We start from the raw sequence: 12,497 nt of genomic DNA on the forward strand, positions 1-12,497 counted from the left end.
GAGTGCTAGACCTAGCGGGGCTCGCCGCTAGGTCCAGCGGCGCGAATGGCTATGTCGCTTCCGCTTTCCCGTCACGTTTCGTGATCGCCGAGAGGACGTCGGCGCGCTTGATGCCACGGCGGTTGGCGCCCTTGCCGTCCTCGGTAGTGCCCCATACCTGCGCGGTGCGGATGCCGTACGGCTTCAGCGCGCTGGTCAGCTGCTCAGGCGTCCACGCGCCGTAGACGTCCGGCCGGAGTTCGGCGAGGCGCGGGACGACGGCCTCGTTCCAGAGCTTCGACTTGTCGGCGGGGATCGCGGCGCAGAGATCGGCCAGCAGGTCATACGAGGAGGCCGCATTCGACGCGGGCTGTTCGCCGAGCGCGTGCCCGGCGAGGGTGCCGGCGCGTTCTCGTAGCGCGCGTGCGCGGAGCGCGATCCGGTCGGCCTGCACGGCGTCGATGAACGCCGAGCGGACGATACGGGCGTCCGCGCCTTCGCCGAGGAAGTAGGAGATGCCCTTGTCGCCCCAGGCGAACATGCTGGCGCGCACGCCGCGCTTGTACGCGCCGGTGCCGAGGACCATGTCGTTTTCGATCTGGCCCATGACCTTCAGGCACCAGCGGGCCGAGGCGTTGGCGCTGATGGCCGTCGGGATGCTGTCCTTGTCCGGTCGCTGCGTGGCCAGCAGCAGAACGATTCCGGTGGCTGGTCCGCGCTTGACCAGATCGGTGCAGATGTCCTTGAACTCCCCGCCGTACTTGGGGTGTTCGAACCAGACCTGGCACTCATCCACCCCGACCACGATCGGGTGGAGGCCGAGCGAGCGCTTGGAGGCCAGTTCGGTGGTCACCTTCGACTCGGGGCAGATGTCCCGGGGCAGCGAGCGAATCACCTTGGCTCGCCGCCTCAGCTCACCCTGAAGGTCTCGCAGATCGGCGATGGCGTACTCGATGTCCGCGTCCTCCTCGCCGGCCCGGTGTCGGTACGCGACACGGTCACCGACGGAGTCCAGGTCGCCGGTGCCCTTCAGGTCGTACGTGTGCAGCTCGGCTCGCGTATCCAGCGCGGCGATGAGCAGGAGCAGCCGGAGAAGGAACGTTTTACCCATCCTCGGGATGGCACCGATGACACCGGCGATGAACATGAGCGTGACGCCGACCCACCGTCCGCGCTGGTCAGTGCCCCAGAACACTGGCTTGAACAGATCCGTGCTGCCGGACTTCGCGAGCGGCCACAGCGCCTGGTCGGCCTGCGACATGTCCTGATCCCCGACCCACAGCCGGAGCCGGCCGGTGTGCTCGTCCGGTACGGCCTCCGGCCATACGCACCCCAGCGGACGCCGCAGTCCCGAGGCCAACTTGTCGCGACGGTCGGCGACGTCGGTCACGGTGACGCCGTACGGCAGGTCCCCCACGGCCAGCCACCCCGGACCGTCCCGGGTGATGGGCGCGGTGAAGGTGAAGCCCGGATCGCCCTTGGACTGGGCTTGGTTGATGGCGGGGATGCTGATCGAGCCCAGTGCGCGCAACACGATGTCGCTGGTCAGCTTGGTGGCCTTGGGGATTTCCACAGCCCTGTTGATGACCGGAGCGTCGGCGGCCTGGCCCAGCCAGCCCAGCGCGAGGGTGGTGGCTGCTCCGGCCAGGGCGAGCAGCCAGGCCGGGGCCAGAACGTACAGGGTGAGCGCCGTTGTCGGCCCGACGATCGAGGCGAGGACGGCGACGACCGTACGCCAACGCACCCGACGATCCCGCTGTCGGCAGAGCTTCAGATAGTCGTCGATGTCGTCGTTCGTGGCCGCCGACTGACGGAGCGGTCCGCCCTCGGCGTCCGCCATCCACCGCAGCGAGCCGCCGACGAACCGGGACATGCCCCGTGGCGCCTGGAGTACGAGACGCAGGGAGTACCACGGTGTACGGATCGCGTGGTACGCGGTGACGTGCCAGGCGTACGCGGCCACGCCCTTGCTCGCGCTGGTGAACTCGGTCCGGGACTTGGCCCAGGCCGGGACGACCGCGCGCCGCTTCGCGCCGCGGACCCGATCCATCAGCCCGGGGCCCGACGGTCCGCCGGGACGGTCGACCATGACTGTCGCGTCCGGATCACCGTGTTCGGTCGTGTGGGAGTCGGCCGACTTGGTCGGGGCCTCGGTCGGGGCCGACTGCTCCGATCCGGGCTTACCGACGCTCATCTCCTTCTCCAACCGCGCGAAGAACTCGCGCTCCTGGTCGTCGTGATCCTCGTGCTTCACTGGCACTTCCTTCCGGATAGGGAGGGAGGCTGAGGCCCGGCCCTACCCGCCAAAGCAGCGGCCGGGCCTCAGTTCGAATCAGGTACTTGTGCGCGTTGGGTCGGCCTGTGTCAGACCACAGCCGCGGCCGGTTCCGGTTCGGCTTCCACGGCGCGGCGCTCGGACCTGAGCACGTCGCGCAGTTGGCGCGAACGGTCCTGGCCACAGCCGACGGCCTTGCGGATGGGCTCGGCGTCCAGGCGCTCATAGGGCCACGTCGCCGTTTCCTCGCGGGCTTTCTTGATCGCCTCGTCCCATGTCATACGCGGGCGGTACTTCTGCGCCGTCGCCTTCCAGCGCGGCCGGACTTTCGGCTCCGAGGCCGACTCACGATCAGCCACCGGCGCCGCCGTCGTCGGGGCGGGCTGGTCTTCGTCGTCGGCGGTCGGGAGGTAGCCCTCCGGGGCCAGTTCGCCCAGCTTGAGCAACACCAGATCGCGGTGCGGAGCCCTGCGGCGCCAGGCCCGACCGTAGTTCTCGCGCAACGCGGCGCGAACGAGAAGCCGTTGCTTCTCCAGAGCCAGAGCCTCGCGATAGTCGGTCGTCTCCCAGAGCACCATCCGACGCCAGAGCATCAGCGTCGTACGGGGCGCGAACAGCCACCGCGAGCGCCGGATGCGTTCCATCCGGGCCCCCGTCGCCACCCCGATGCGGACGGCGTAGACGTGCGCCGCGACCTCGCTGAGCACGACCCAAAGCAGCGGCATCGATCCGTGGGCGACCTTCGCCGAGACCGAGGTCCCGGCCGCGACGTTCAGCCAGCAGGTGACCAGCGTGAGCGCCCAGGGCACGAACCGAACCCAGGCCAACGGCATGCCGAGCCGGATCAACAGCAGATTGGCCGCGGTGAAGACCGGGATGGCCAGGTCGATACCGACCGGAAGCATCCACGCCTCGGCGAATCCCCAACGCTCCGCGGCCGAGGAGACAGAGCCGAACGAGGCGACAAGCCCGAGGCCGCCGACCGCCCCGCCGGTCGGGATCACGACGCTGAGCAGTGCCTTGTCCACTGCGCTGAGCGGGAGAGGCGCGGGCGGTCGGCTCATGCGGCGGCCCTCGCCCAGGTCGCCGACAGCACCCCAGCCATGTTCCTCAGCGCCGCGACGCCGCTGAGCTGAGCCGCGTACACCGCGTTGAGCAGGGCGATCTCGTCGTTCTCGCTCTGCTCAAGCAGTTCCAGCAGCACATCGCGGGCCGCTGCCCTCCTGACCTCCCGCTGCTCGGCGGTCTCGCCGTACTCGCCGAGGAACAAGTCCCGGAAGTCCTCGGAATCCGGCTCCCGCTCCCCCTCCTCTAATCCGTGGGCCGCCCAGCCGCCGACGTACGTACGCATGGGGGTCCTCACCTTCTCTCCTGGTCCTGGTTGGGATGGGCGAAGCCGGCCCGGCGGGCATCGTCTGACCCGTCGACCGCCGTCACCGGCCACGTCAAAGCAACTCATGAAGAGGTCTTCTCCTCAAGACCTCTTTAGGAGTAGCTAGGACTATGAGGCATCCCTCCCCCAGTCGTCAAGACCTCTTTAGGAGTCGTATGCTGGCGCCGTCGCACAAGAGGACGGTGAGCACCCATGGCCAAGGCATACGAGCGGATCGCGGACGAGCTTCGAGAGTCCATCCGCGCAGGTGAGCTCAAGCCCGGCGATCGCCTGCCCTCGGAGACGAAGCTTGCCGAGGACCACAGGCGCAGCGTCCCGACGATCCGTGACGCGCTCAGGCTCCTTCAGGACGAAGGGCTGATCGAGAAGCTGCACGGCCGCGGGAACTTCGTCCGCAAGGCCCGTACGAGGGTGCTGCGCACGAACGACCGCCACCAGTGGGAGAAGAACCGAGCGCGGGAGCCGGAAGCCAAGCGGCTGGAGACGGGCTCTACGGAGCACGACACCGGGCTTGAAGTGGACGACCTGGTGTTCCACGCGTCGTACCGCGAGACCAAGGCGGACAAGGAGATCGCCGAGGCGCTCGGCGTTCCTGAGGGCAGCGCCCTCGTGGAGCGCAGCTATCGGACGCGGTACGCCGCCGAGACGGCGCCGTTCGCCCTGGTCACCTCGTATCTCATCCGTGCGCTGGTCGAGTCGAACCCTGACCTCCTGGACGCGGCCAACGAGCCGTGGCCGGGGGGCACTCAGAACCAACTGCTCTCGGTCGGCATCGAGCTGGACCGCATCGAAGAGCGTGTGACCGCCCGGCCGCCGACTCCCGAAGAGGCGGAGGAGCTTGAGCTCCCGCCTGGCACCTCGGTCCTCCTGCTCCGGAAGACCTCGTTCGACCTCAATGACCGCGTCGTGGAGATGTCCGACGTCACGCTGCCCGGTGACCGTACGGAAATGCTCTTCACCACCCCCCTGGAAAGGTGGTGAGTGCCGTGAGCCGGCGCATCATCGTCATTACCGCCGTGCACGCACCGTCCGCCCACTTCCTGCCGGACGCGTTCAAGTCGCTGTGCGAGCAGGAGCTTCCCGAGGGGTGGGAGTGGCACTGGCTGATCCAGGAGGACGGCCGGAGCGACGAGGTCGCCCCGTACGTCCCCGACGATCCGCGCGTGACCTTCAAGCAGGGGCGCCCCGGCGGTCCCGGCACTGCCCGTACGTTGGCGCTCGCGTACGCCGACGGCGAGTACATCAAGGTCCTGGATGCCGACGACCAGTTGTCGGCGGGGGCGCTGGCCCGGGACCTGGCGGCGCTCGAAGCCGACCCCACGCTCGGCTGGGCGACGTCGCGTGTGCTGGATCTGCTGCCGGACGGCTCGACCGTCGGCTTCGAGGGCGACCCCGACGCGGGTCCGATGGCGCGCGGCGCGGTGGCCGCGTACTGGTCGGCGAACAACTACCGGGCTCCGGTCCACCCGGCGACGCTCTTCGCGCGCCGGGACCTGGTGCTCGCTCTCGGCGGGTGGATGGCGCTGCCGGCCTCGGAGGACACGGGGCTGCTGCTCGCGCTGGACTCGGTCAGCCGCGGCTGGTTCTCGCCGAAGGTGGGGCTCCTGTACCGCAAGTGGCCTGGCCAGGCGACGGGCCAGGCCGCGCACACCGACCCGGCGGAGCGTGATGCCCGTATGGCGGTGGTGGAGGCGAGGGCGCGGGCGCTCTCGTACCTGCGGTGGAACTATCCGGCCGCGGGCTGAGCGAGGTCAACCGGAGCCTGCGGCCACGACGCTGGTCGGAGGTGACGTTGGTCAGAGGTGCCAGGATCTGGGGCGCGTCTGCGCCCCCCATTCGGTGCGGAGCAGAGACAGGGCCGTGAGGTCGTAGCGGCGTCCCCGGTGCAGGCATGCTGAGCGGCGCACTCCCTCCTGGACGAACCCGGCGTTTGCCAGGGTGGTGAGCGCGGCTGTGTTGTCCGTGTGGGTGACTGCCTGGAGGCGGTGCATGGGCAGTTCGCCGAAAGCCAGGTCGGCCAGAGCGTCCAAGGCGTCCGTTCATCAACTCTTGCCGGGTCGCCACAGGCGGGGGGTTACCAGCCGTTCATCAGTGGAGCCTCGCTCACGCGAGGCCCCACGACGGGATCAGACGGTGAGGACGAGCTTGCCCTGGAGGTGACCGCCGTCGAGCAGCCGGTGCGCGTCGGCGACGCGCTCGAACGGGAACGTCTCCTGCACGTGGACCCGGAGCCTGCCCTGTTCGACGAGTCCGACGAGACCTCGCAGGGCGACCGGATCGGGGTCGACCGCGATGCCGCTGAAGCGCATGCCGGCCGCCTCGTACTTGGCTGCGAGCTCCGAGTCCCCCTCGGCGACCGCCGTCACCAGGTGACCGCCTGGGCGGAGCACTTCGAGTGACCGCTCGACGGTGTCGCCGCCGATCGTGTCGAGCACGACATCGATGTCGCGAACCGCCTCGGTGAAGTCGACGGCCGTGTAGTCGATCACCTCGTCGGCGCCGAACCCCTCGACAAACTTCCGCTTACTCCTGCTGGCGGTCGCGATCACGTGCGCGCCGAGCGCTTTCGCGATCTGGATCGCGACGTGGCCGACCCCGCCACCACCGCCGTGGACGAGGACGCGGTCGCCCTCGGTCACGCCGCCGAGGTCGACGAGGCCCTGCCACGCCGTCAGCCCGACGACCGGCAGCGCCGCTGCCTCGACGTGCGAGAGCGACGCCGGCTTGCGTACCAGGTGCAACGCCGGCGCCGACACGACCTCGGCGTACGCGCTCGCCGCTCGCGGGAACAGCGGCATCCCGAACACCTCGTCGCCGGGCCTGAACCGATACGTCAGCGACCCCTCCTCGACCACGCCGCTGATGTCCCAGCCGAGGACGAACGGCGGCGGGCCCATCAGCGGGGGGAACTCGCCGGCGCGCAGGAGCGCCTCCAGCGGGTTCAGCCCGATCGCCTTGACGCGGACGAGAACCTCGGTGGGAAGGGGCTGGGGCTCGGGGGCGTCCACGATGGTGAGCACCTCGGGGCCGCCGAGCACCTGCTGGGTGATGACTCGCATGACTCTCCTGGCTTTGAAGGGGGGAGAGAACCCAGGCTAGGTTTCCGATAGGAACCAGCAGGTACCGTTGGCGCCATGAGCGGTTTCGTTCCCGGTGATCCCTTTCTCGCCGACTGTCCGGCACGTCTGGCGGTCGAGCTGATCGCCGACAAGTGGACGGCGGTCGTGCTCTACGGCCTCAGCAAAGGCCCGGTGCGCCATGGCGAGCTGATCGAGCTGATCGGCGGCATCTCCCGCAAGATGCTCACCCAGACGCTCCGAAAACTCGAAGCGCACGGACTCATCCGCCGCCACGCCTACGCCGAGGTGCCGCCCCGCGTCGAGTACGAGCTCACCCCGCTCGGGGCGACGCTGATCGATCCGATCCACATGCTGACCGAGTGGGCGAGGGCGAACGGCGACGCAGTGCTCGATGCGCTCGACGCCGATCCCGAGCCGGTCGCCCATAGCGACTGAGGCCCCCGCCAGGGCACTGAGTATCCTCTCGGCCGCTACTCGATATCGGCCCGGCCGCGCTCGGGCCGCAGACTCTCGATGCGTGGGACGATCTGCCACCTCGGGGTGGTGGTCCTGGCCACGACCACGAGCGTTTCACCGGTCTCACCCCAGGTGCGGTGCACGAGGTCAAGCGCGTGGTCCACGGCGGACGCGACATCTCCCCCGGCGCCCGAGCACAGCCAGGTGCGCAGTCCGTCGAGATCGTCCCCTGTAGTACGAGGACATAGGACAGGCTCTAGTTGGTCAGTTGCGGACAGGCACCTCGTAGACGATTTCGCAGGTGGCGGCCGGGATGACGATGTCCGCCGTCTCGACCGGGCGCGCGTCGTCGCTGTAGTACGTCCGCCGGATGCGCGTGACGAGGGCGCCCCGCTGTACGCCGAGGAGCGTCGCCTCCTCGGCACTGGCCTGTCCGGGCTCCGGTTGCTCCACGACGTGGCTGACCGTGATGCCGATCTCCGCCATGCGGTCAACGACTCCGGCGCCGGCGTGCGGTCCGCCCTCGGGCAGCACGATCAGCGTGCCGGACGTGATCTCGTACGGCTCCCAACTGGTCGACACCTGAGCCGGTTTGCCGTCGACCAGGAACTCGTACGCGGTGCGGACGCAGAGGTCTCCCTCGGAAATGCCGAGGCGAGCGGCGATGTCAGCCGGCGCCGGGACCTTCGCGTCCGTACGGCTCTCCCACGTACCGCGCTTGCCGAGCGACGCCATGTCGGCGCGGAACGGTGATCCTCCGCGCTGCTCGCGGTACTGCGAGCGGACCATGCGCAGGCGTTCACGCGGTTCGGCGACGTACGTGCCCGATCCCGTACGGCCCTCCAACACACCCAGTGAGATCAGCAGCTCTTGCGCGCGGCGGATGACGTTGTCTCCGACCCCGCATTCCTGTGCGAGTTGAGCACGGGACGGGAGCCGGTCTCCCGGCGTCCACTCCTGGTCAGCGATGCGCTGCCGCAGCACGTCGGCGATCCGGAGGTAGGGCGGTTGCTCTCGCATGTAGAAAATCTAGTCCACTAGCTCTAATCTAGTTCACTACCTTCACTGAAAGTGATCCTGCGGCGACGGGGGACTCGTGTCCTTACCCCAAGGACGTGCTGACCAACTGGCCACGCGTCTCTCCGCCGCCGGGTTCACCCCGCGCGTGACGGATCACGACGATCACACGCGCATCGAGATGGAGGTCGCGGACTCGGTCTCGGCCGGGTCGTGGCAGGAGCTCTTAGCGGTGCTGGAAGCAGCCGATCGGTTCGGGCTGGACGTCAGCAGCGCGGGCGGTCGCCTCGCATGGGCCGCCATCCGCAGAAATGCCCCCGCGACAGGCGACACCGTCCGGGGGCACACCCATCAGCTATAGGGAGCTGATCAGCGTGTTCGACTTTATCCGCCGTGCTGCCGCATGGACCAGACGACGGCTCGTTCCACCTCCACCGCGTCATCGTTCGTCTCGGTGGCGCGGTTCGCATCGCGCGATCGCCGGCCGGACCCAACGACGCACTTCACCTGCGCCGTTGGTGCCGCCGTCCGCACCGCTCCGCCCGAAGCACGCCGCGCCGCTTCGCGCGGAAGACAACGTTCTCGTACGGCCGTACGTGCTGACGGCTGAAGAACGAGCCCGGCTGTGGCGCCGGCCGCGCCCCCGAACGCTCGTGGTCCGCCCGTACCTCAACGCTGTGGAGGTGCACTGATGCCGATCCGTCACCAGCAACCGACCGGGCCCTCCACGGCCGTGCCGTACTACTCGATGGCCTGCCGTGTCGGTACGCACGCCAAGTGCGAGGAAGCGGTGCGCAAAGCCGCGCCGGCCGCCGTGCCGATCGTCTACGAGACCTGCGTGTGCTCGTGCCATCTCAGTGAGGCGCAGGCCTCCGGCGAAGGCGGGACGCATGGCTAACCGGTATGAGCATGTCGCGGACGACCTCCGGCGCCTGATCGCGACAGGTGCCTTGCCCGTCGGGGAGCGACTGCCCGCGGAACAGGAACTCGCCTCGCGCTACAAGGTCAGCACACCGACGTTGCGGAACGCACTGGAGGTTCTTCAGAGCGAGGGACTGGTGGAGAAGCGCCACGGCAGTGGGAACTTCATCCGTCGGCCGGGACAGCGGATCACGTACGCCAGCGACAGGCACGAGGCCGGGCGGAGCCCCATCCCCAATGTCGCCGTCAGCGTCAGCCTCGAAACCGCGCTGGTGAAGGCGGATGCTCGCCTGTCTCTGCTCCTGGCCGTGCGGGCGGGGAGTCCCCTGGCCGAGTACGCCTTCATCAGCCATCAAGGGGCAGCACCGCGCAGCTTGGCCCGCGTTTACGTGCCTCATGCCGTGGCCCGGCTCGGCGTGCCGGATGTGAACGAGTCGCCGTGGGGCGACAGCGTGCGGCAGCTGCTGTCCGGGGTGGGGGTACGAGTGATGGCGACCGCTGAGCGCGTCACCGCGCGCTTTCCGACGACGTGGGAGGCGCACACCCTGCACATCAGCACCAGGGCCCCAGTCCTGGCCGTGGAACGTACGTCGACCGACGCGAGCGACCGTGTGGTGGAGGCGGCGCTCCTGGTGCTGCCCGGTGACCGCACCGATGCCCTTTTCACCAAGCGTTCTGTGATTCAGGAACTGGAGGCAGCGGGATGACTACGTCACACGCCATCACCACATCGGAAGCCTCGTTCGAGGTCCAACTCCCGATGACCGCTCGATCTGTTCCCCTCGCCCGCAACGCGCTCGAAGAGGTCATGGGCGGCTGGGACGTGGACTCGGACACGAGGGAGGACGTGCTCCTCGTGGTCGGGGAGTTGAGCGCGAACGCGGTCACGCACGCGCGGAAGTTCCCCGGTCGCCAGTGGAGGTTGGCCGTCGTGCCGAATCTCGAAGTGATTCGTGTCGAGGTGTCCGACGCCGACGCGGAACGCCATCCCGAACTGTCCCCTCCCAGCGATGGAGAACAGGGCGACGCCGAGCGCGGACGGGGCTTGGAATTGGTGGACACCCTGACCGGCGGCACTTGGGGAGTCGCGGAACGCGTAGTCGGCAAGACGGTGTGGGCACAGATCAAACGGCCGGCCCCGCTGGGGGCATTGTGAGCGTCTGGACTCGGGCCGGCTTCTGGTGCGAGTTCACCGTCACCGCGGCGGGGGCCGATGCACCCGGTGAGCAGACGATGCGCGCGGTTCGGAGTGCCGGGGGAGCACTGTCCTGGCTGCGCGTGGATTTGCGCACACTGACCGGCGGTCTCGATCGAGTGGAGGCCCGGAGGGCATTCGAATGGCTTGAGCGCCATCAGTGGACAGCAGCTGACCAGCTCAAGCGAGGCGAACCGGTGGCTCTCTCCCTGCTGCACCACAACGCGACACTGAGATGGACGATCAGCCCGGCATTCTTCTTGTTCCTGCTGGTCGCTCCGTGCACATGCGTGGAGTCGGGGTTGATCTCATGACTCAGTTCATCGCTCGGGTTCTCGCCCTGATCGACCGACGCGAGTCAAGGCGGAACCGTGCCCCTGAGGACTTGAACGAGCGTGTGGAGTGGAACGCTCGGCGGATCCTCAATCCGCCGAAGCCTTCCCTCCTCAGCCGGTTCGGTGGGTGCTTGCTCGCAGCCGAGGAGTGGTGGGAGCGCAAGGTTTCGTTCCGAGGTCTCCACCGGCGCATGGACGCGGTACGGGAGGCGTATGAGCGCACATCCCCGCCTGACTGGAAGACGGAGGAAGGGAAGCGCCGTGCATTGAGACGCCTCGCCGAGGACGCGGCGACGAGGAAGCGCCAAACCGACGAGGGCGGAACCTGACGCCCGAGTTGGCATGCGGAGACGAGGCATCCCGCGGTCTTGCGGCGCTTCGCCTCGTGACCACGCAGGCCCCCGGTCTCCGAACCGGGGGCCTGTCGTGTTGTCTGTGGCTCCGGGAGTCAGGCGAGCGTCTCCGCGTCGATCCGGGAGAAGATCAAGTCACTCTCCTCAACGACCGCGCCACGCCACCGCACCGGAACAACCGGCTTGCCACGAATCGCTGCCGGATAGCTTCCGGGCGCGTAGTCATTGGCGAGCCGGTAGGCGTTGAACCCGTGATCACGCATCGCCGTCAGCAGCTCCTCGGCGGAGTCTCCGAGCTGGGCCATACGGTCGGGGGACACCTCAACCGTGACCTCGGCGTCCGGCCGCAGCTTGTCGAGCATGGGCACCATCCCCCGCACGACGGGTCCCTCCGCCCCTTCAACGTCGATCTTGATCACGCGAGCACGGGCGATCTCGTCCGACTCAAGCAGTTCCGGCAGTGACCGCGCCTCAATCTCAAACGAGGACTCCGCCGGCCCGTCGTACGGGACGATGCTGTTCGCCCCCATGTTGGCTGAACTGGCGAGCACGAAAGTCAGAGTCTTTCGACTGTCCGACACAGCACCGTTAACCGCCCGCACGTTGCCGCGCTCGTTGAGCTGTACCTGCTGCAAGAGCTTCCGATAGAAGTCTGGCGAGGCTTCGATCGCCACCACCTGGCCCTCGTCCCCAACGAGCCCGGACGCAAGAACGCTGTAGTAACCGATGTTCGCCCCGATGTCGACGAACGTGTCTCCTGGCCCGAGTCGGCTCTGAAGCCACCGCGTCATGTGCGGCTCCCATACTCCGAACATGTACAGGTACCGCTGGATGAGGTCCTGAGTATCGACGGCGAACCGGGCATCGAACTGTGCCGGGACAACGCGCCACCGCGGGTGCTGCCGCAACCGAGGGTTCAAGCACCGCGCGGCCAGAGCAGCCTTGCCGAGCGCCACGGGAGCATCTCGCACGTAGCGCCTGCCGAGGCTGATCAGTACATCTGCGCTGCGACTGAGCATCCAACTGGCCTTTCCGCCGGTTCCGCGTGAACCGTAGCTCTGCGACCGGCTGCGACGCCGGGCCGACTGCCGCCGATGCCCACGAGGTGTGCGTAGCTAACCCTGTACTGGTGTAGAGGCGCTGATTCAAGTGTCTGCTGTCGCGAGTTTCATAGCGCGGGGATGTCGTCCATTCAAGGCGATCACAGGAGCAAAATTTCCGAGAAACCGCAGATCAGAACCGTTGAATGAATGCCAGCGGTTGGAAATCTTGGTGCTAGGTCACCACCGGGTGGCGCCGTCTGGTGGCGCCGTGACGGAGCCGCTCCCAGCGAGGTTGCGCGGCTAACCCTCGCTCTCCCGATAGTGGCCCACGTCGAGCCGCGGACCTGTCACTCGGTCCCGGGGCTCATTCCCGTCCCTTCGCATGCGGATGACGCATGCCCTGATCCGGAGAGAAGCCAGATGACTCCGACCGGCCCGCAGAACGCCACT

15 protein-coding genes are annotated in these 12,497 nt (G+C 68.1%); 7 read left to right on the forward strand and 8 right to left on the reverse strand.

Annotated elements, in window-relative coordinates:
* Nucleotides 1-49: 49 nt before the first annotated feature.
* The 3 genes from ACIOGX_RS14215 to ACIOGX_RS14225 form a co-directional block, all read right to left on the reverse strand.
* Complete coding sequence (locus ACIOGX_RS14215) at nt 50-2,173, reverse strand: cell division protein FtsK (protein WP_401913418.1); 2,124 nt, start codon at nt 2,171-2,173, stop codon at nt 50-52.
* Nucleotides 2,174-2,343: 170 nt separating this feature from the next.
* Nucleotides 2,344-3,318: a DUF2637 domain-containing protein gene (locus ACIOGX_RS14220; RefSeq protein WP_401912990.1), complete on the reverse strand. Its 975-nt coding sequence runs from the start codon at nt 3,316-3,318 to the stop codon at nt 2,344-2,346.
* A complete protein-coding gene (locus ACIOGX_RS14225; RefSeq protein WP_401912992.1) occupies nt 3,315-3,605 on the reverse strand; it encodes a hypothetical protein in 291 nt (96 codons plus the stop codon). Before ACIOGX_RS14225 ends, ACIOGX_RS14220 begins: the two co-directional genes overlap by 4 nt.
* A gap of 234 nt (nt 3,606-3,839) precedes the next feature.
* Between ACIOGX_RS14225 and ACIOGX_RS14230 the strand changes: the two genes are divergently transcribed.
* Nucleotides 3,840-4,628 carry a GntR family transcriptional regulator gene (locus tag ACIOGX_RS14230; RefSeq protein WP_401912994.1) on the forward strand — a complete coding sequence of 263 codons (789 nt, stop codon included), beginning with the start codon at nt 3,840-3,842 and terminating at the stop codon, nt 4,626-4,628.
* Nucleotides 4,629-4,633: 5 nt separating this feature from the next.
* Nucleotides 4,634-5,392: a glycosyltransferase family 2 protein gene (locus tag ACIOGX_RS14235; RefSeq protein ID WP_401912996.1), complete on the forward strand. Its 759-nt coding sequence runs from the start codon at nt 4,634-4,636 to the stop codon at nt 5,390-5,392.
* A gap of 51 nt (nt 5,393-5,443) precedes the next feature.
* Here ACIOGX_RS14235 and ACIOGX_RS14240 read toward each other — a convergent pair whose 3' ends face one another.
* Nucleotides 5,444-5,677 carry a GNAT family N-acetyltransferase gene (locus tag ACIOGX_RS14240; protein ID WP_401912999.1) on the reverse strand — a complete coding sequence of 78 codons (234 nt, stop codon included), beginning with the start codon at nt 5,675-5,677 and terminating at the stop codon, nt 5,444-5,446.
* Nucleotides 5,678-5,773: 96 nt separating this feature from the next.
* On the reverse strand, nt 5,774-6,706 hold the full coding sequence (locus tag ACIOGX_RS14245) for an NADP-dependent oxidoreductase (protein WP_401913002.1): 933 nt from the start codon (nt 6,704-6,706) through the stop codon (nt 5,774-5,776).
* Between the two features lie 75 nt (nt 6,707-6,781).
* On the opposite strand from ACIOGX_RS14245, the gene ACIOGX_RS14250 reads away from it, so the two are divergent.
* Nucleotides 6,782-7,162 carry a winged helix-turn-helix transcriptional regulator gene (locus ACIOGX_RS14250; RefSeq protein ID WP_401913005.1) on the forward strand — a complete coding sequence of 127 codons (381 nt, stop codon included), beginning with the start codon at nt 6,782-6,784 and terminating at the stop codon, nt 7,160-7,162.
* 35 nt (nt 7,163-7,197) lie between these two features.
* On the opposite strand, the gene ACIOGX_RS14255 is transcribed toward ACIOGX_RS14250, so the two are convergent.
* Both ACIOGX_RS14255 and ACIOGX_RS14260 read right to left on the reverse strand, forming a co-directional pair.
* Complete coding sequence (locus ACIOGX_RS14255; protein WP_401913008.1) at nt 7,198-7,347, reverse strand: hypothetical protein; 150 nt, start codon at nt 7,345-7,347, stop codon at nt 7,198-7,200.
* A gap of 100 nt (nt 7,348-7,447) precedes the next feature.
* Complete coding sequence (locus tag ACIOGX_RS14260) at nt 7,448-8,203, reverse strand: GntR family transcriptional regulator (RefSeq protein WP_401913011.1); 756 nt, start codon at nt 8,201-8,203, stop codon at nt 7,448-7,450.
* A 688-nt stretch (nt 8,204-8,891) separates the two neighbouring features.
* Here ACIOGX_RS14260 and ACIOGX_RS14265 point away from each other — a divergent pair.
* From ACIOGX_RS14265 to ACIOGX_RS14280, 4 genes are all read left to right on the forward strand, one after another.
* Nucleotides 8,892-9,098: a hypothetical protein gene (locus ACIOGX_RS14265; protein ID WP_401913014.1), complete on the forward strand. Its 207-nt coding sequence runs from the start codon at nt 8,892-8,894 to the stop codon at nt 9,096-9,098.
* Complete coding sequence (locus tag ACIOGX_RS14270; protein WP_401913017.1) at nt 9,091-9,828, forward strand: GntR family transcriptional regulator; 738 nt, start codon at nt 9,091-9,093, stop codon at nt 9,826-9,828. The genes ACIOGX_RS14265 and ACIOGX_RS14270 overlap by 8 nt, the downstream gene beginning before the upstream one ends.
* A 53-nt stretch (nt 9,829-9,881) precedes the next feature.
* Entirely contained in the window at nt 9,882-10,277 is a 396-nt protein-coding gene (locus tag ACIOGX_RS14275; protein ID WP_401913019.1) for an ATP-binding protein, read from the forward strand.
* A 349-nt stretch (nt 10,278-10,626) separates the two neighbouring features.
* Nucleotides 10,627-10,980, forward strand: a complete 354-nt coding sequence (locus tag ACIOGX_RS14280) for a hypothetical protein (protein WP_401913022.1) — start codon at nt 10,627-10,629, stop codon at nt 10,978-10,980.
* Between the two features lie 119 nt (nt 10,981-11,099).
* On the opposite strand, the gene ACIOGX_RS14285 is transcribed toward ACIOGX_RS14280, so the two are convergent.
* Nucleotides 11,100-12,023, reverse strand: a complete 924-nt coding sequence (locus ACIOGX_RS14285) for an FkbM family methyltransferase (protein WP_401913025.1) — start codon at nt 12,021-12,023, stop codon at nt 11,100-11,102.
* Nucleotides 12,024-12,497: the final 474 nt, after the last annotated feature.

Origin of the sequence: Streptomyces sp. NPDC088147 (assembly GCF_044741565.1) — a bacterium.
Taxonomy (GTDB): domain Bacteria; phylum Actinomycetota; class Actinomycetes; order Streptomycetales; family Streptomycetaceae; genus Streptomyces.

Coding starts and splice junctions, on each gene's coding strand:
- ACIOGX_RS14215 (WP_401913418.1), bottom strand. CDS start 2,173: ATGAGCGTCGGTAAGCCCGGATCGGAGCAGTCGGCCCCGACCGAGGCC.
- ACIOGX_RS14220 (WP_401912990.1), bottom strand. CDS start 3,318: ATGAGCCGACCGCCCGCGCCTCTCCCGCTCAGCGCAGTGGACAAGGCA.
- ACIOGX_RS14225 (WP_401912992.1), bottom strand. CDS start 3,605: ATGCGTACGTACGTCGGCGGCTGGGCGGCCCACGGATTAGAGGAGGGG.
- ACIOGX_RS14230 (WP_401912994.1), top strand. CDS start 3,840: ATGGCCAAGGCATACGAGCGGATCGCGGACGAGCTTCGAGAGTCCATC.
- ACIOGX_RS14245 (WP_401913002.1), bottom strand. CDS start 6,706: ATGCGAGTCATCACCCAGCAGGTGCTCGGCGGCCCCGAGGTGCTCACC.
- ACIOGX_RS14250 (WP_401913005.1), top strand. CDS start 6,782: ATGAGCGGTTTCGTTCCCGGTGATCCCTTTCTCGCCGACTGTCCGGCA.
- ACIOGX_RS14260 (WP_401913011.1), bottom strand. CDS start 8,203: ATGCGAGAGCAACCGCCCTACCTCCGGATCGCCGACGTGCTGCGGCAG.
- ACIOGX_RS14265 (WP_401913014.1), top strand. CDS start 8,892: ATGCCGATCCGTCACCAGCAACCGACCGGGCCCTCCACGGCCGTGCCG.
- ACIOGX_RS14270 (WP_401913017.1), top strand. CDS start 9,091: ATGGCTAACCGGTATGAGCATGTCGCGGACGACCTCCGGCGCCTGATC.
- ACIOGX_RS14275 (WP_401913019.1), top strand. CDS start 9,882: ATGACCGCTCGATCTGTTCCCCTCGCCCGCAACGCGCTCGAAGAGGTC.
- ACIOGX_RS14280 (WP_401913022.1), top strand. CDS start 10,627: ATGACTCAGTTCATCGCTCGGGTTCTCGCCCTGATCGACCGACGCGAG.
- ACIOGX_RS14285 (WP_401913025.1), bottom strand. CDS start 12,023: ATGCTCAGTCGCAGCGCAGATGTACTGATCAGCCTCGGCAGGCGCTAC.